Source organism: Flavobacterium sp. CG_23.5 (assembly GCF_017875765.1).
In the GTDB taxonomy this organism is placed as follows: domain Bacteria; phylum Bacteroidota; class Bacteroidia; order Flavobacteriales; family Flavobacteriaceae; genus Flavobacterium.
In genome coordinates this window covers 3,208,700-3,224,062 of sequence record NZ_JAGGNA010000001.1, presented here as the reverse complement: position 1 = coordinate 3,224,062, position 15,363 = coordinate 3,208,700, and the positions used below count along the sequence as shown (strand labels likewise).

The 15,363-nt window shown below is 34.0% G+C and carries 14 protein-coding genes; 9 read left to right on the top strand and 5 right to left on the bottom strand.

Annotation, left to right across the window (positions count from 1 at the left end; all coding sequences use genetic code 11):
- Nucleotides 1-10: 10 nt before the first annotated feature.
- Nucleotides 11-796, bottom strand: coding sequence for an alpha/beta fold hydrolase (locus H4V97_RS13930; protein ID WP_209550311.1), 786 nt, complete (start codon nucleotides 794-796; stop codon nucleotides 11-13).
- A gap of 105 nt (nucleotides 797-901) precedes the next feature.
- Between H4V97_RS13930 and H4V97_RS13925 the strand changes: the two genes are divergently transcribed.
- Nucleotides 902-1,045, top strand: coding sequence for a hypothetical protein (locus tag H4V97_RS13925; protein ID WP_196850700.1), 144 nt, complete (start codon nucleotides 902-904; stop codon nucleotides 1,043-1,045).
- Here H4V97_RS13925 and H4V97_RS13920 read toward each other — a convergent pair.
- Together H4V97_RS13920 and pyrF are read right to left on the bottom strand one after the other, a co-directional pair.
- Nucleotides 1,040-1,780 carry an ABC transporter substrate-binding protein gene (locus tag H4V97_RS13920; protein WP_245345239.1) on the bottom strand — a complete coding sequence of 247 codons (741 nt, stop codon included), beginning with the start codon at nucleotides 1,778-1,780 and terminating at the stop codon, nucleotides 1,040-1,042. The two genes, H4V97_RS13925 and H4V97_RS13920, sit on opposite strands and share 6 nt — an antisense overlap.
- Nucleotides 1,781-2,094: 314 nt before the next feature.
- Entirely contained in the window at nucleotides 2,095-2,922 is an 828-nt protein-coding gene (pyrF, locus tag H4V97_RS13915) for an orotidine-5'-phosphate decarboxylase (protein ID WP_196850699.1), read from the bottom strand.
- Nucleotides 2,923-3,227: 305 nt separating this feature from the next.
- On the opposite strand from pyrF, the gene H4V97_RS13910 reads away from it, so the two are divergent.
- Complete coding sequence (locus tag H4V97_RS13910; protein ID WP_209550017.1) at nucleotides 3,228-3,497, top strand: hypothetical protein; 270 nt, start codon at nucleotides 3,228-3,230, stop codon at nucleotides 3,495-3,497.
- Between the two features lie 109 nt (nucleotides 3,498-3,606).
- Here H4V97_RS13910 and prfA read toward each other — a convergent pair whose 3' ends face one another.
- The gene (gene prfA / locus H4V97_RS13905) at nucleotides 3,607-4,683 is read right to left on the bottom strand and encodes a peptide chain release factor 1 (protein WP_196850697.1); all 1,077 of its coding nucleotides are present in this window, start codon (nucleotides 4,681-4,683) and stop codon (nucleotides 3,607-3,609) included.
- Nucleotides 4,684-4,911: 228 nt separating this feature from the next.
- Between prfA and H4V97_RS13900 the strand changes: the two genes are divergently transcribed.
- The 6 genes from H4V97_RS13900 to H4V97_RS13875 all read left to right on the top strand — a co-directional run bounded on the left by H4V97_RS13900 (nucleotide 4,912) and on the right by H4V97_RS13875 (nucleotide 12,063).
- Complete coding sequence (locus tag H4V97_RS13900; protein WP_209550016.1) at nucleotides 4,912-5,391, top strand: DUF6265 family protein; 480 nt, start codon at nucleotides 4,912-4,914, stop codon at nucleotides 5,389-5,391.
- Between the two features lie 216 nt (nucleotides 5,392-5,607).
- Nucleotides 5,608-7,920 (top strand): type IA DNA topoisomerase, encoded by a 2,313-nt coding sequence (locus H4V97_RS13895; RefSeq protein ID WP_209550015.1) that lies wholly within the window; start codon nucleotides 5,608-5,610, stop codon nucleotides 7,918-7,920.
- A gap of 621 nt (nucleotides 7,921-8,541) precedes the next feature.
- Nucleotides 8,542-10,755 carry a TonB-dependent siderophore receptor gene (locus H4V97_RS13890; protein ID WP_209550014.1) on the top strand — a complete coding sequence of 738 codons (2,214 nt, stop codon included), beginning with the start codon at nucleotides 8,542-8,544 and terminating at the stop codon, nucleotides 10,753-10,755.
- Nucleotides 10,756-10,893: 138 nt separating this feature from the next.
- Nucleotides 10,894-11,442 carry a PepSY-associated TM helix domain-containing protein gene (locus H4V97_RS13885; protein ID WP_209550013.1) on the top strand — a complete coding sequence of 183 codons (549 nt, stop codon included), beginning with the start codon at nucleotides 10,894-10,896 and terminating at the stop codon, nucleotides 11,440-11,442.
- 142 nt (nucleotides 11,443-11,584) lie between these two features.
- Nucleotides 11,585-11,806, top strand: coding sequence for a DUF2683 family protein (locus H4V97_RS13880; protein ID WP_209550012.1), 222 nt, complete (start codon nucleotides 11,585-11,587; stop codon nucleotides 11,804-11,806).
- Nucleotides 11,782-12,063: a Txe/YoeB family addiction module toxin gene (locus H4V97_RS13875; RefSeq protein ID WP_209550011.1), complete on the top strand. Its 282-nt coding sequence runs from the start codon at nucleotides 11,782-11,784 to the stop codon at nucleotides 12,061-12,063. The genes H4V97_RS13880 and H4V97_RS13875 overlap by 25 nt, the downstream gene beginning before the upstream one ends.
- 61 nt (nucleotides 12,064-12,124) lie before the next feature.
- Here H4V97_RS13875 and H4V97_RS13870 read toward each other — a convergent pair whose 3' ends face one another.
- On the bottom strand, nucleotides 12,125-14,758 hold the full coding sequence (locus H4V97_RS13870; RefSeq protein ID WP_209550010.1) for a valine--tRNA ligase: 2,634 nt from the start codon (nucleotides 14,756-14,758) through the stop codon (nucleotides 12,125-12,127).
- Nucleotides 14,759-14,920: 162 nt separating this feature from the next.
- Here H4V97_RS13870 and H4V97_RS13865 point away from each other — a divergent pair, with 162 nt between their 5' ends.
- Nucleotides 14,921-15,310: a DUF1573 domain-containing protein gene (locus H4V97_RS13865; RefSeq protein WP_196850691.1), complete on the top strand. Its 390-nt coding sequence runs from the start codon at nucleotides 14,921-14,923 to the stop codon at nucleotides 15,308-15,310.
- The last annotated feature ends 53 nt before the right edge of the window (nucleotides 15,311-15,363 follow it).

Below are 15,363 nucleotides of genomic sequence, written 5' to 3'. Positions count from 1 at the left end.
CAGGCATTTTTTATTTAGCCGCATTGAGAAAAGAAAGGACTGCATCATTGAAAGCGATAGGCTGCTCCACATTTACAACATGTCCGCATTTTTCGATTACAAATAATTTAGAAGATCTGTAATGGTTCTCCACAACTTTCCGAACGGAAGGTAAAAACATGTAATCCTCCTCCCCCATAACGTAAAGGGTTGGGATATTTAATTCTACTTGGCGAAACCATCTTAGCACCGGATTTATTTCGGCGGTGAGTTTAAACCATTTTATAAATTCTTTTTGGTATAATTTTTTAGCCTCGTTTATAAAAAGCAATCGAGATTGTTTGTGACTTTTTTTAGGCATAATCACAAAGGCAAAAAATTTATATAAAACTAAGTAAGGCAACACATATTTGAACATATTCCCCAATCGCATTAGAACCTGCGAGCGGAAATTCATTTTTAAGATTGCACCGCCAAGTATCATACTCTGTACTCGTTCCGGATACATTTCTGCCAATTGTCTAATCAAAATTGTACCTAACGAAATCCCCACAAAATGAGACTTCTCGATTTGAAGATGATTTAAAACTTCGAGAATATCATTGGCCAGAGCCGAAAAAGTATATTTCTGCTTGAAAGCTGTTTTTAACGTAGGTTTTGATTCTCCGTGACCTCTTAAATCCAATAACAATACATTATACTGTTTCTGAAAATCCCGAATCTGTTTGAACCATATAGACGAACTCCCACCAGCACCATGGACAAAGGTTACCCATTCCTTGCTGTTTTTGTTCTCATATATGGAGTAATTGATCACGCCTTTTTTTTGCAAAAATAGAACAATAATTTTAAATTCAATTCTTAACAAATAATAATGCGGAATTATTATTTACAAAACGTAAATTTGTAAAAAATTACACCCATGACTGGATTACTGAAAGAGAAAAGTGAAATAGAAAAGCTCCAAAAAGAATACCAAACACTTTTTGAGCAAAATTTTAATATTGAAAAAACGCCTACTGAAACTGTTATAGAGGAATTAGTCCTGGAAGAATGTGAATCATAATTTTAGATGCAATTTCTTGAAATACTCAAACGCTTTTAGCAATCTGCTTCCATACCAAGAAAACATTTCACCGTCAACAAACACCGTTTTGGCATGATGGGTATGTCGCCCTATCTCAAAAGCATCATCTTCTTTGAAAGGAAAGGGTTCTGAAGACAAGAAAACCAAATCCGGATCGCCTTCTAAACGCATTTTTTTGAGTTCAATTTCCGGATAGCGTCCCTTGTTTTGGTAGATATTTTGAAAGTGATTCAGTTTCAATAATTCATCGATAAAATTGTCTGAACCAGCTACCATATAAGGATTTTTCCAAATAAAATAAGCCGCTTTCAGTACCGGTTTATCTTTGACGAAGTTTTTAAAATCGCTCAAGGCAAAAGCCAATTTATCGTTCCATTTTTGTGCTTCGGTTCTACAATTGAATAGCTGACCAAAATCAGAAATCATTTGGAAATTATCTTCAATGGTGATGATATTAGTAACCCAAACTGGACAAATCTTGCGTAATTGCTCAACTATTTCTTGTGTATTTTCTTCTTTATTGCAAATGATAATATCAGGTTGTAACAATTTGATTTTCTCAAAATGCACTTTTTTGGTCCCGCCAACTATTTTCTTGGTGGACTTAAAATGATACGGATGCACGCAGAATTTAGTGATTCCAATAATTCTATCTTCCAAACCTAAATCATACAACAATTCCGTTTGTGATGGAACAAGAGAAATGATTCGCATAGGCGAAGTTTCAAATGTGTGGGAGGTTCCAAGTTGATCTATTAGATTTTTTTGTTTCAAGTTTCTAGTTGATAATATTGATGAGTAAGTTGAAAGCTTTTTCACCATTAAGAAATTAAGAAAAATTAAGGATTATAAAGTTTAAACATAATGTCTGCAAATTGTTTCCATTTTAAGATTTAACCATTAAGAAAAATAGAAAAATTAAGGCACAAAATTTTCTATTCTAATCTTTGGGCAAGCTTAATGATACTTAATTTCTTAATGGTTTAAAATTAAGTCCCATTGAATTCAAAAAATTTTATAAAAAAACTTTAAACTTTAAACTTTAAACTAATTAATCCTTCCATTTCCTGTTGCATTTTCAACGCTTCTTCTCTTGCTTTTTCGGCAAAATCAGTTCCGTTTGAAGCGTAAATAATCCCACGAGATGAATTGATAAGCAATCCTACATTGTCATTCATTCCGTATTTACAAACTTCGGATAAGCTTCCGCCCTGTGCTCCCACTCCAGGAACAAGCAAGAAACTGTCTGGCACAATTTTACGAATATCAGTGAAATACTCCGCTTTTGTAGCCCCGACAACGTACATCAGGTTTTCAGCGCTTTTCCAAGTTTTAGAGGTCTCCAGCACTTGTTTGTATAATTCCTTACCATTAATATTCAAGGTTTGGAAATCGAATGCGCCTTCGTTTGACGTTAAAGCCAACATTATGGTATGTTTATTTTCGAAAGCCAGAAAAGGCTCCACTGAATCTTTCCCCATATAAGGCGCCACCGTAACACTATCGAAGTTTAAATCTTCAAAAAAAGCTTTGGCATACATGGAAGACGTATTCCCTATATCACCCCGTTTTGCATCGGCAATCGTGAAAATATCGGGATAATTTTCGTTGATGTAATTGATCGTTTTTTGCAACGACATCCACCCTTTTATTCCGTAAGCTTCATAAAAAGCAGTATTGGGTTTATATGAAACTACCAAATCATGAGTGGCATCGATTATGGCTTTATTGAATTCGAAAATTGGATCTTCCAGTTCTAATAAATGCTGCGGAATTTTATTCAAATCAACATCGAGTCCTACGCACAGGAACGATTTTTTGGTTTGAATTTGGTCTATTAGTTGTTGTGTTGTCATTGTTTAAATTGTGAACAGCAAATTTATAAAAAAAACCCCGAAAGGGTTAGAGGATTTACAACTTAAAAAAAATCAGTGATAATATATATATTATTCAATCTTTTTTATTCTGAATCCTTACTTGCAATTATTGCAAATGCTGACATAGATACAGGAAAGACTCCGAAATATTTTAGATTAAAAGCATTTGATTTTCAAATAAATAAGAGCTAATTATGTAAGAAAATTAAAAATTTATATAACAAAAAAAATCCAAACCTGCCACACCTTTGCACCGTTAATCTAACAAAGTAAAAATAAAAAACATGAAAAACTTTATCTTATCAGCAGCATTAATTGCAACAACAGTTTTGTTCGCAAATCCAATCGAAAAAACGGAGGCAACTACCATTTCAAAACAAAAAAGAAGTGAGATTATCAAAAAAACAGACAAAACTGTTTACTTCTGGGAAATAAATACAGCAACTGGATACGCAAGTGGTTACACTATTTCTCAAGCTCAAGCTAAAAAAACAATAAAATTAATGGCTGATAATGACTTCGTAAGCTATAAAATTATTGAAGCCTATAAATAGTTTTCAAAACTAAATATAGGCTTCAATAGCTTATTTTTATAAAAATACATTTCCCCTTTAAGGTCCCGAGGAATACAAAAAAAGTGAAACGAATTTCACTTTTTTTTATTTAAAATACCTCGCTGGCTTCTTTGAGTTTCTCCATGTTATTGACTAGCGCTAACTCGTCAACGATTTTCTGAATGTCCCCATTCATGATATTTCCTAAATCGTACAAAGTCAGTCCTACTCTATGATCCGTTACACGACCTTGTGCATAATTGTAAGTACGTATTTTAGCGGAACGGTCACCAGAACTTACCTGAGAAGTTCTTTTAGTGGCATCTGCTTCTTGTTTTTTGGCTAATTCCTGTTCGTATAAACGGGAACGCAAAACACCCATCGCTTTATCTTTATTCTTATGTTGCGATTTTTGATCCTGACATTGCGCCACCAATCCTGTTGGAATGTGCGTCAATCGAACAGCGGATTTTGTTGTATTTACTGATTGTCCGCCTGGTCCAGAGGAACAGAAAAAATCCACACGAACATCGTTCATATCGATTTGCACATCAAATTCTTCAGCTTCCGGAAGCACCATTACGGTCGCTGCCGATGTATGAACACGACCTTGAGTTTCCGTTTGTGGCACGCGTTGTACACGGTGTACTCCAGCTTCAAATTTCAAAGTTCCGTAAACGTCTTCTCCTGTAACTTCAAAAATCACCTCTTTAAAACCACCCGAAGTTCCTTCATTCATATCCACAACCGAGGTTCTCCAACCGCGATTCTCACAATATTTAGTGTACATACGAAATAAATCTCCGGCAAAAATACTGGCTTCATCTCCACCTGTTCCCGCACGAATTTCTACCATAACATTCTTGGCGTCTTCTTCATCTTTTGGAATCAACATGAATTTTATTTCATCTTCTAATTCTGGCAATCTTTCTTTTGCTTCGTCTAGCTGCATTTTGGCCATTTCGGTCATATCTGCATCACTATTATCAGCTATTATTTCATTTGCTTCTTCGATATTCGCCATCAAAATTACATATTCATCGCGTTTTTCTGCCAAAGCTTTTAAACTCTTGTACTCTTGATTCAATTGCACATAACGCTTCTGATCCGAAATAACATCTGGCTGGATGATTAAATCCGAAATCTCATCGAAACGTTGTTTTACTATTTGAAGTCTATCTAACATATTCTTAGTCCTTATATTTGGAGTGCAAAATTACGAAAAATAGTTTATAGTTAAGTCTAGTTTCCCGACAGTTTTTTTTGGAGCTATTTCCAGCTATCCGCTATATCTTTTTAGGGTTAAATTCCTCTGTCATTCAACCCTAAAAAGGATACCGCTTTTATCTGGGCTAGTTGCAGTCTTTTTCATAATTTTGCATTGTTTTCAATAAACCCTTTAGTTACAATTCACATGAAAAATAAAGCCACGGTTATCTTATTATTTTTATCTTTTTTCGCTTGCAAAAATTCTGATTCCAATGAAAAAGATAAAATCAAATTATCCCGTTGGCTTCTGGGAAACTGGGAAAATAAAACACTAGATGGAAATCTCTCGGAAAATTGGAAAAAAGTAAATGACAGTACTTTCCACGCAAACTCTTATTTTATAAAAGGAAAAGACACCGTTCATTTTGAATCCATACTACTGAACCAAAAAGGAGAACAATTAACTTACAACGCAACTGTAAAAGGACAAAATAACAACAAACCGGTTACTTTCAAACTCACCAATTCAACCGAAAAACAATTATTTTTTGAGAACCCAAAACATGATTACCCTAAAAAAATCATTTACACCCAAATCGCCGATGACAGTTTAGTAACCGAAATCTCTGGGATACTACAAGGAAAACCAAGCACAGAGAAATATATAATGCTACGAACTAAATAAAAAAAATAATTACTACACTTCATAGAAACGACCTTGCTTGAATAAAGCAAAGTCGTTTTGTATTTGGAATAATAATGATTCAAAAAAAGTAAAAAACGCTACTCAAAAAAGCTGATTTTATTATTCCCATCTGGAGCTCGTTCATAACTCCATAAAATTTCTCTTTATTACCAATTTCTAAATTCCTAATTTGCGGTCTCAAATCAGTAGGATAAAATGAAGGTCTGTATTGCAGAAAAACCAAGTGTAGCACGCGAAATCGCATCCGTTTTGGGCGCTAATACCAAACATGACGGTTATTACGAAGGCAATGGCTATATTGTAACCTACACCTTTGGTCATTTATGTACCTTGAAAGAGCCTAATGATTATAAACCGCATTGGAAAAGTTGGGATTTGAACAACCTACCCATGCTTCCCGAAAAATTCGAAACCAAAGTGGTAGAGAATTCCGGTATTCAAAAGCAATTTAAAATTATAAAAAGTTTATTTGACAAAGCTGATTTGGTCATCAACTGCGGGGATGCTGGTCAAGAAGGAGAATTGATACAACGCTGGGTCATGAATGAAGCCAATTATAAGGGCGAAGTGAAACGCTTATGGATTTCTTCCTTAACTACCGAAGCCATCAAAGAGGGTTTTGAAAACTTAAAGCCATCATCCAACTATGATAATTTGTACTATGCGGGATTTTGCAGAGCCATTGGCGACTGGTTATTGGGTATGAATGCTACGCGCTTGTACACCGTAAAACATGGCGGCTATAAACAAGTATTATCTATTGGAAGGGTACAAACCCCAACATTAGCCATGGTTGTGGATCGTTTTAAGGAAATTGAAAATTTTAAACCGCAACCATATTGGGAGCTGCAGACTTTGTATAGAGAGACGCTTTTTAGTTATGAAGAAGGACGTTTTTTGAAAAAAGAAGACGGAGAAATTTTAGCCAATAAAGTCAAGGAAAGTGATTTTGAAATTGTTTCTATCGAAAAAAAGAAAGGCAATGAGTTTGCCCCAAAGCTGTTTGATTTAACCGGCTTACAAGTATATTGCAATACGAAGTTTGGGTTTACGGCAGATGAAACTTTGAAAATTGCTCAAACTTTGTACGAACAAAAAGTAGTCACCTACCCTAGAGTTGACACCACTTTTTTACCAAACGATGTTTACCCAAAAGTAGCCGGTATTCTTCAAAAGCTAACCAATTATTCCTCATTAACGGAACCGCTATTAGGGAAAAAAATTATAAAATCGACTAAAGTTTTCAACGATAAAAAAGTAACGGATCACCATGCGATTATTCCAACGGGGATTCAAACTAATTTACAATACAATCAGCAACTGGTATATGACATTATTACCAAGCGATTTATTGCCGTTTTTTATGATGATTGTTTGGTAGCCAATACTACAGTAATAGGAAAAGCAGCCGATGTAGTTTTCAAAACCACAGGAAAAGAAATCTTAAAAAAAGGATGGCGAGTTGTTTTTGAAGACCCAAATGCCAAAGAAAAAGAAGCCGATCTTTTGCCGAGTTTTGTCGAAGGCGAAAAAGGACCACACCAACCCTCGTTTTTAGAAAAAGAAACCAAACCACCCAATCAGTTCACGGAGGCGACTTTATTACGTGCCATGGAAACTGCAGGAAAACAAGTGGATGATGAAGATTTACGCGAATTGATGAAAGAAAATGGTATTGGGCGTCCATCAACACGGGCTAATATCATTGAAACACTTTTCAAACGCCAATACATTGTTAGAAATAAAAAACAGGTATTACCAACGCCAACCGGAATTCGGCTTATTGATACCATTCAAAATGATTTGGTAAAATCAGCTGAACTGACGGGATCTTGGGAAAAGCAATTGAAAGATATTGAAAAAGGGACGTATAGCGCCGCTGGATTTATTAACAATATGAAACGCATGGTCGAAGCTTTGGTATATGAAGTACGAAGCGAAACCACGCGCGCCAATATTTCGCATGCAGGAAGTATTCAAAAACAAGAGGCAACCGTTGAGAAAAAGAAAGCAGCAGGAATTATGGCCGAAGTTTGTCCAAAATGTAAAAAAGGGACACTTGTAAAGGGGAAATCGGCCTACGGATGTGGAAATTATAAAGCAGGCTGCGATTTTGTATTGCCCTTTACATTTGCAGGAAAAAAAATATCAGAGATTCAATACTTGCGATTACTTCAAAAAGGGTCTACGGTAAATTTAAAAGATTTTAAAACCGATGGAGGCATTGTGGAAGGTCTACTTCGTTTTGATGAAAACTTCAAACTCAAATTAGAACCTAAGAAAACAGCACCTCCTACTCCATCAACAGAAAATAAAGCCCCTTCAGATGCTTTGCCTTGTCCAAAATGTCAAAACGGAACGGTTATCAAAGGGAAAACCGCTTATGGTTGCAGCCATTATAAATCGGGCTGCGATTTTAAAGTAACTTTTGATGTGGTCAGAGAAAAATTAAAAGATCAAAAACCCACTAAGGAATTGGTTTATAAAATTTTGAACGACCATGTTTAATTAAGTTTATCGCTATTTTGGAATTTGCAAACTACAATTCAAGCTTGACTAAAAAGATGTGTGGCAAACGCATGGAAGAATATTTTTAAAAGTTCAAACCACATAAATACACTTCAAGTATTTAGAATAGAAAGAAATTTAATTTTGTACAAAATCCATATTTATCGGTAAAAACCATTTCTTTTTAAAACTCTTATTTCAATATTTTTTGGATTAATCTTTCCGTTTAGAAATAATGATTTCACGCGGTAAAAAAATATTATGAATTCAAAAAATATTTAGCATTCAGCATCTAAGCTACAAAAAACTGGTCTTAATTGGAATCGTCTAACAGTGCTTCTAATTCGACACAATTTGCTCAAAAAAATTAAGACACCTCTTTAAAATCGAATTAAAAAAGAAAGTTTTACTTAACATTTCTACATTGGAAACTATAAAAGCGTTTCAAAATCATTGTCATATACTTGGATTAAATCAAAATTTCAATTCATAAAAAATTGATTTTCAATTCAATAAAAATTAGTTTAAATTATTATTCATATTTAATCTAAATAAGTTTTTTTAATTCAAATGTGGGTTTTATATTTGCACCGTTATTTTTAATTATTCCAAATAAACGACATGAAATATATTTTATTCCCCACATTAACTTTACTATTCTGCCTTTCTACACAAGCACAAGAAACAGCAAACGCTTCTGAAAACTCAAATATTATTGAAAATATTGATACCGTTTCTGATACCGTTAAAAACAAAAAAGGAGGAATACTCAAAGAAGTTATTATAACACAAAATCAACAAAAAAAACCGGTTTCTGCTTTGCGATCAGGTTTAAAACCAATGGAGATCCCACAAAGTGTACAAATAATTGGTGCTGAAATTATAGAGCAACAACAAAGTATACGATTGAGCGATGTGATAAAAAATGTAAATGGAGTTTACGTTGGTTCCGCTCGTGGTGGAGCACAAGAAACATTTTGGTCTAGAGGATACGATATGTCATCGAACAATATGTTTAAAAATGGCTTTCGTTTAAATGGCGGCTCAGTTCCAGAAGTTTCTTCTTTAGAAAAAGTAGAAATACTAAAAGGTAGTGCAGCCTTATTATATGGAAATGTCGCTCCAGGAGGTATTTTAAACATGGTAACAAAATCACCTTCCTTCAAGAAAGGCGGAGAAATAGGAATGCAAATGGGAAGCTATTCCTTTTACAAACCATCAATCGATATTTATGGTCCTCTAAATAAAATTATCGCCTACCGCTTTACAGGTTCTTATGAAAATTCAGAAAGCTTTAGAGATATAGTAAAAAAAGAACGTTATTATATCAACCCCTCTTTTCTTTTCAAAGTGAGTGATAAAACAGAAATTACGTTACAAGGAGATTATTTAAAAGACAATTGGACACCCGATTTTGGTACAGGATTAATTGGTAAAGAAATTGCAAATCTTCCTCGCAATCTATATTTAGGAGCGACTTGGTCTAACGGACAAACCAAACAAGCTAGTGTTTCAGGATTGGTAAGCCATGATTTCAATAAAAACTGGGAATTAAATTTCAATTCTTCTTTCCAAGATTACAACAGAACTTCTAAAGCAACGGAACGTATTCAACCTGCAGCTAATGGAGATTGGAAACGACCATTGGGACAAAACAATAACTTGGAACAAATTATTGGAGAACAAATAAGTTTGCAAGGAAATTTCACAACAGGGAAAGTAAAACACCAATTATTCACAGGTGTGGATCTAGAAAACTCATTTTTACAAGCCTATAACTTTATATTTAATCCTACGACTTATGGTAGTGGTAATATTTTTGATTTTGATAATTTCAATCAAGGAGGAGCAATCCCAGATGGTAAGAATACTAAAATAGTAAAAACAGACACGAACCGTTTTGGAGTTTACGCCCAAGATCTAATCTCAGTTACCGAAAAATTCAAGGTTTTAGCTGGAATACGTTGGTCTTGGCAAGAAGCGCAAGTTAACACATATGATTTAACTAAGAGTCCTGTTATAATCATAGAAGCTCCAAAACGTGCAGACCAAGCATTCTCACCAAAAATAGGACTTGTGTTTCAGCCGACAAAAGAAATGTCATTATTTGCAAGCTATGCAAACTCTTTTACTCCAAATTCAGGAACAACTGTTGATTTAAAAGCAATTAAACCTTCCGTTATAGATCAATATGAAGTGGGTGTTAAAAAAGATTTCTGGAAAGGACTCTTAAGCACAAACGTAACTCTTTATCAGATTACCAATAGTAATTTGGCACAAACAGCCGAATTTAAAGCCGATGGATCAAACAATACAGATGCAGCAGTAAAAGTTTTAAGCGGCGAAACTAAAAGTAAAGGAGTAGAAATAGATATTACTGCAAAACCAGTTGAAGGTTTGAATATTATGGCTGGTTATAGTTATAATGACATGCGTTTTACCAAAACTTCTGGTTTAAAAGGAAGCTTTATAGAAGGAGATCGTCTAGCAAGAACGCCTGCAAACACCGCTAATTTAAGCTTTTTCTACACCTTGCCGGCAGGCGCATTAAAAGGGGTTTCCCTTGGAGCCATAGGAAACTATATCGGAGAAAGAGTGGCTGGATGGAACAATCAAATTGACGCATCGTTACCTAATGGTATTTATGACAGAGAAATTCCAATGGAAGGATACACCACAATAGATTTATCAGCAGGTTATACTTGGAAACAATTTTCAATATTATGTAAATTATCTAATATAACTAACGAATTGAATTATACCGTTCATGAAAATTATAGTGTGAATCCAATTGCGCCACGCCAAGTAATGACGAGTTTAAAATACAAATTCTAATAAAAATTAAAATTTTGGAATGGCAACAAAATCAAGTAGTATTGTAAACGAATTGATATACCTCATTTAAAATTAAACCTTTTACTTTTAAATAAGTCCTAAAGGCAAAAAACCCAAAATAAATTCAGCTTTCAAAAAATGAAAAAGAAAACCTTCAGAAATTTACATCGTGACTTAGGCTATTTCTATATTGGATTAATCGTTTCCTTTGCATTATCAGGACTTATGATGAATCACAGAGATTCATGGCATCCCGAAAAATATACTACTGAAACTAAAGTCATTCAAGTACAACTTCCAGACGTAAGTAAAATAGACGATAAATTTGTTGAAGATTTAGGAAAAAAGTTAGACATCGAAGATAAAATGAGACGTCAAACGGTTAAAAAAGGAAATTTAAAGATTTCTTTTGAAAACAATGATGTAGAAATTGATGTAAAAACCGGAAAAGGAGAAATTGTCTCTTTTCTGAAAACCCCAATTATCAGTCAAACCATGAAATTACATAAAAACGAGTCCAATTTCTGGATCTATTATTCAGATATTTTTGCTTTGAGTTTAATAACAATAGCATTAACCGGAACAATAATGATAAAAGGAGGAAAATTCAGTTTCAAACAACGTGGCTGGAAACTGGCTTTAGCTGGAGTTATTTTCCCAATTTTATTCTTGATTTTATTTGGATAATCTTTTGAAATTTAAAAACATACAAACCCGACAGACTTTTGAAATCTGCCGGGTTTATTTTTTTTAGGACTAGATATAAAAAATAGCGTTATATTTTATGGACCGATTTTTTGTATATTTGTATTATTGAAAATTAATTATTATGACAACAATAACCATAAATGAGCGTACCAAAGCAGGTAAAACATTGCTTGAATTGGCAAGGTTATTATCGCTTACCAATAAAGGGGTAGAAATAAATGAGGAAAGTCTATATAATCCTGAATTTGTTGAAAAAATACTAAAGGCAGAAAAAAATATAAAGGAGGGAAAGACTAAAACTATTGATCCACATGATATATGGGGAAGTTTAGGATTGAAATAACCCATGAAGCTGAAAAGGATTTTGCTAAACATTATAAATCAGGCAATAAATCAAACATTAGTATTATTCAAAAAATACTACTTGAACTTGAAAATACACCCTACCAAGGAATTGGCAAACCCGAAAAACTAAAATATCAATTTAACAGTTTTTGGTCAAGAAGAATAAATCAAAAAGACCGATTGGTATACAAAGTTGACGAAGATATTGTTACCATTTTTGTAGTTTCAGCAATGGGACATTACTTAGATAAATAAGAAAATCCCAATCCTGAAAATTTCAGCATTGGGATTTTGTTAAATTAAAAAGAATCTAAACTTATTTCAGTCCCGCCAAACTATGCTCGATGGTTTCAATTTTTGCCAAAGCATCAGCTTCTTTCTGTTTTTCGTTTGCCAAAACTTTCTCCGGTGCTCCGGCTACGAATTTCACATTAGACAATTTTGCCTGGACTGATTTCAAGAAACCTTTGGTATAAACCAATTCGGCGTTCAATTTTGCAATTTCCTCTTCCACATTGATATTTCCAGTAATCGGAATAAAATATTCGTTTGATTTTACTCTAAATGATAAAGCGCCATCCACTTTTTCAGAAACATATTCTAAGGAAGTGATGTTTCCTAATTTGGTTACAACCGAATCAAAATAAGTTGAAGCTTTATCATTATTGACGATTTTCAATTCAATCGTATCTTTGAACGGAATATTTTTGTCTTTACGAATCGTTCTTATTGCTGAAATTACATCAATCGTATTATCAAAATCAGTAATTAAACTTACATTGAATGGTTTCATTTCTGGCCAAGTAGAAACGATTAAAGCTTCCTCTGTCGTTCTTTCGGCAAGAATTTGCCAAATTTCTTCTGTCAAGAATGGCATAAACGGATGCAATAATTTCAAGTTATTTTCTAGCATTTCTATTGCTTTCGCAAAAGTAACGTTGTCAATTGGTTGTTGGTATGCCGGTTTTATCATTTCCAGGAACCAAGAACAGAAATCGTCCCAAACCAGTTTGTAAATTGCCATTAACGCATCGGAGATTCTGTATTTTTCAAAATTGTCTTCGATTTCCAAAAGGGTTTGTTGCAACTTGGCTTCGTACCATTCAATCGCTACTTTAGAAGATTCCGGTTGCGGAATTGAATCTGAAACTTCCCATCCTTTTATTAGTTTGAACGCATTCCAAATTTTATTTGTAAATCCCTTTCCTTGGTTACACAATTCTTCGTCAAACATAATATCGTTTCCTGCGGAAGCGCTCAAAAGCAATCCTACACGAACGCCATCAGCACCAAATTTTTCAATCAAATCCAACGGATCTGGAGAATTACCTAATGATTTAGACATTTTACGTCTTTGTTTATCACGAACTAAACCGGTCAAATATACATTTGTAAACGGTTTTTTACCAGTATATTCATATCCTGCAATAATCATTCGTGCTACCCAGAAAAACAAAATATCCGGACCAGTAACTAAATCATTGGTTGGGTAATAGTATTTAAAATCCTCATTATCAGGATCCATTATTCCGCCAAAAACCGACATTGGCCAAAGCCAAGAAGAAAACCACGTGTCAAGAGCATCAACATCTTGTCGTAAATCTTTTGTTTCCAATTTAGGATTTGCCGATTTTTCCTGTGCTAATTTCAATGCTTCATCGATAGATTCAGCAACCACAAAATCTTCTTTACCATCTCCGAAGAAATAAGCAGGAATTTGTTGTCCCCACCACAATTGACGGGAAATATTCCAGTCACGGATATTATTTAACCAATGAGCGTACGTATTATTAAAACGAGCGGGATGCAATTTAATTTCGCCATCCACTAAAACCGATTTAATGGCTGGCTTAACTAAATCTTCCATTTTTAGGAACCATTGGTCGGATAAACGAGGCTCAATTACCGCTTTGGTTCTTTCCGAGGTTCCCACTTTATTCAGGTGAATTTCTGTTTTTGTTAAAGCACCAATAGTTTCTAATTCTTTAGAAATTTCTTCGCGAACAACAAAACGATCTTTTCCTTGATACTGTAATCCAAAACTATTCAACGTTGCATCTTCATTGAAAATATCAATAATTTCAAGATTATGCTTCTCTCCTAGCGCTTTGTCATTCATATCATGAGCAGGAGTCACTTTTAGACAACCTGTTCCAAATTCGATATCTACATATTCATCTTCGATAATAGGAATAATTCTTCCGCATATTGGGACAATTGCTTTTTTACCTTTTAAATGTGCAAAACGTTCGTCATTTGGATTAATACAAATAGCAGTATCTCCAAAAATAGTTTCCGGACGCGTTGTAGCAATAGTTAGGAAATCTTCACTTCCTTCGATTTTATATTTTAGAAAATACAATTTCCCTTCTTGTTCTTCATAAATTACTTCTTCGTCAGACAAAGTAGTTTTTGCTTCGGGATCCCAATTTACCATTCGGTATCCTCTATAAATCAATCCTTTGTTATATAAATCTACAAAAGAACGAATTACTGAAGCTGACATATCTGGATCCATCGTGAATTTTGTTCTTTCCCAGTCGCAAGAAGCACCCAGTTTTTTCAATTGGTCCAAAATTACGCCACCATATTTATCAGTCCATTCCCATGCATGTGCAAGAAACTCCTCGCGTGTCAAATCATTTTTATTGATTCCTTGCGCTTTTAATTTGGCAACAACCTTAGCTTCAGTAGCAATGGAAGCGTGATCAGTTCCAGGAACCCAACATGCATTGAAACCTTTCAAACGTGCTCTTCTTATCAAAACATCCTGAATCGTATTGTTCAACATGTGTCCCATGTGCAAAACTCCAGTTACGTTAGGCGGAGGAATAACAATGGTATATGGTGTTCTATGATCTGGCTCTGAGTGAAAATAATTATTCTTCATCCAGTAGTCATACCACTTATTCTCAATAGTTCTAGCGTCAAATTGTGCAGGAATTGTCATAAAAAGCAACTGTTAAAACCAAAATTAAACTTTGGTCTGATATTTGTAATTGATATAGGGAACAAAAGTAAATAATTAAGTAGACTATAAAAAGAGAAATAAATATTTGTACGTTAATTAAAACAAAGTATATTTACTCAAATGATTTTAAAAAAATTTAAAATGAAAAAAATAATTACGTTAATCGCAATCCTTTTAATAAGCAGTGTAGGTTTTGCACAATCTGGCCCTAAAATTGATTTTACGGCAAATGATAATACGATTGATTATGGAAAAGTTTCAAAAGCTAATGATAATGGTGTCCGGGTTTTTGAATTTACCAATACAGGAAATGCGCCTTTAATCATTACCTCAATACAGTCCACCTCAAATTGCACCATAGTATCGAGTACAAAAGATCCTATTCTGCCTGGTAAAAAAGGAAAAATAGAGATTAAATATTCTATGAATGCAGGACCAATTCGAAAAACAATTACTGTAGAATCCAATGCTGTTAATTACGACGAAGGAAGAGTTGCTCTGAAAATAAAAGGAGAAGTAATTGCCAATTAAATTCACAATATATATTTTAATTAGCGCTTTATGAAAATTTCATAAAGCGCTTT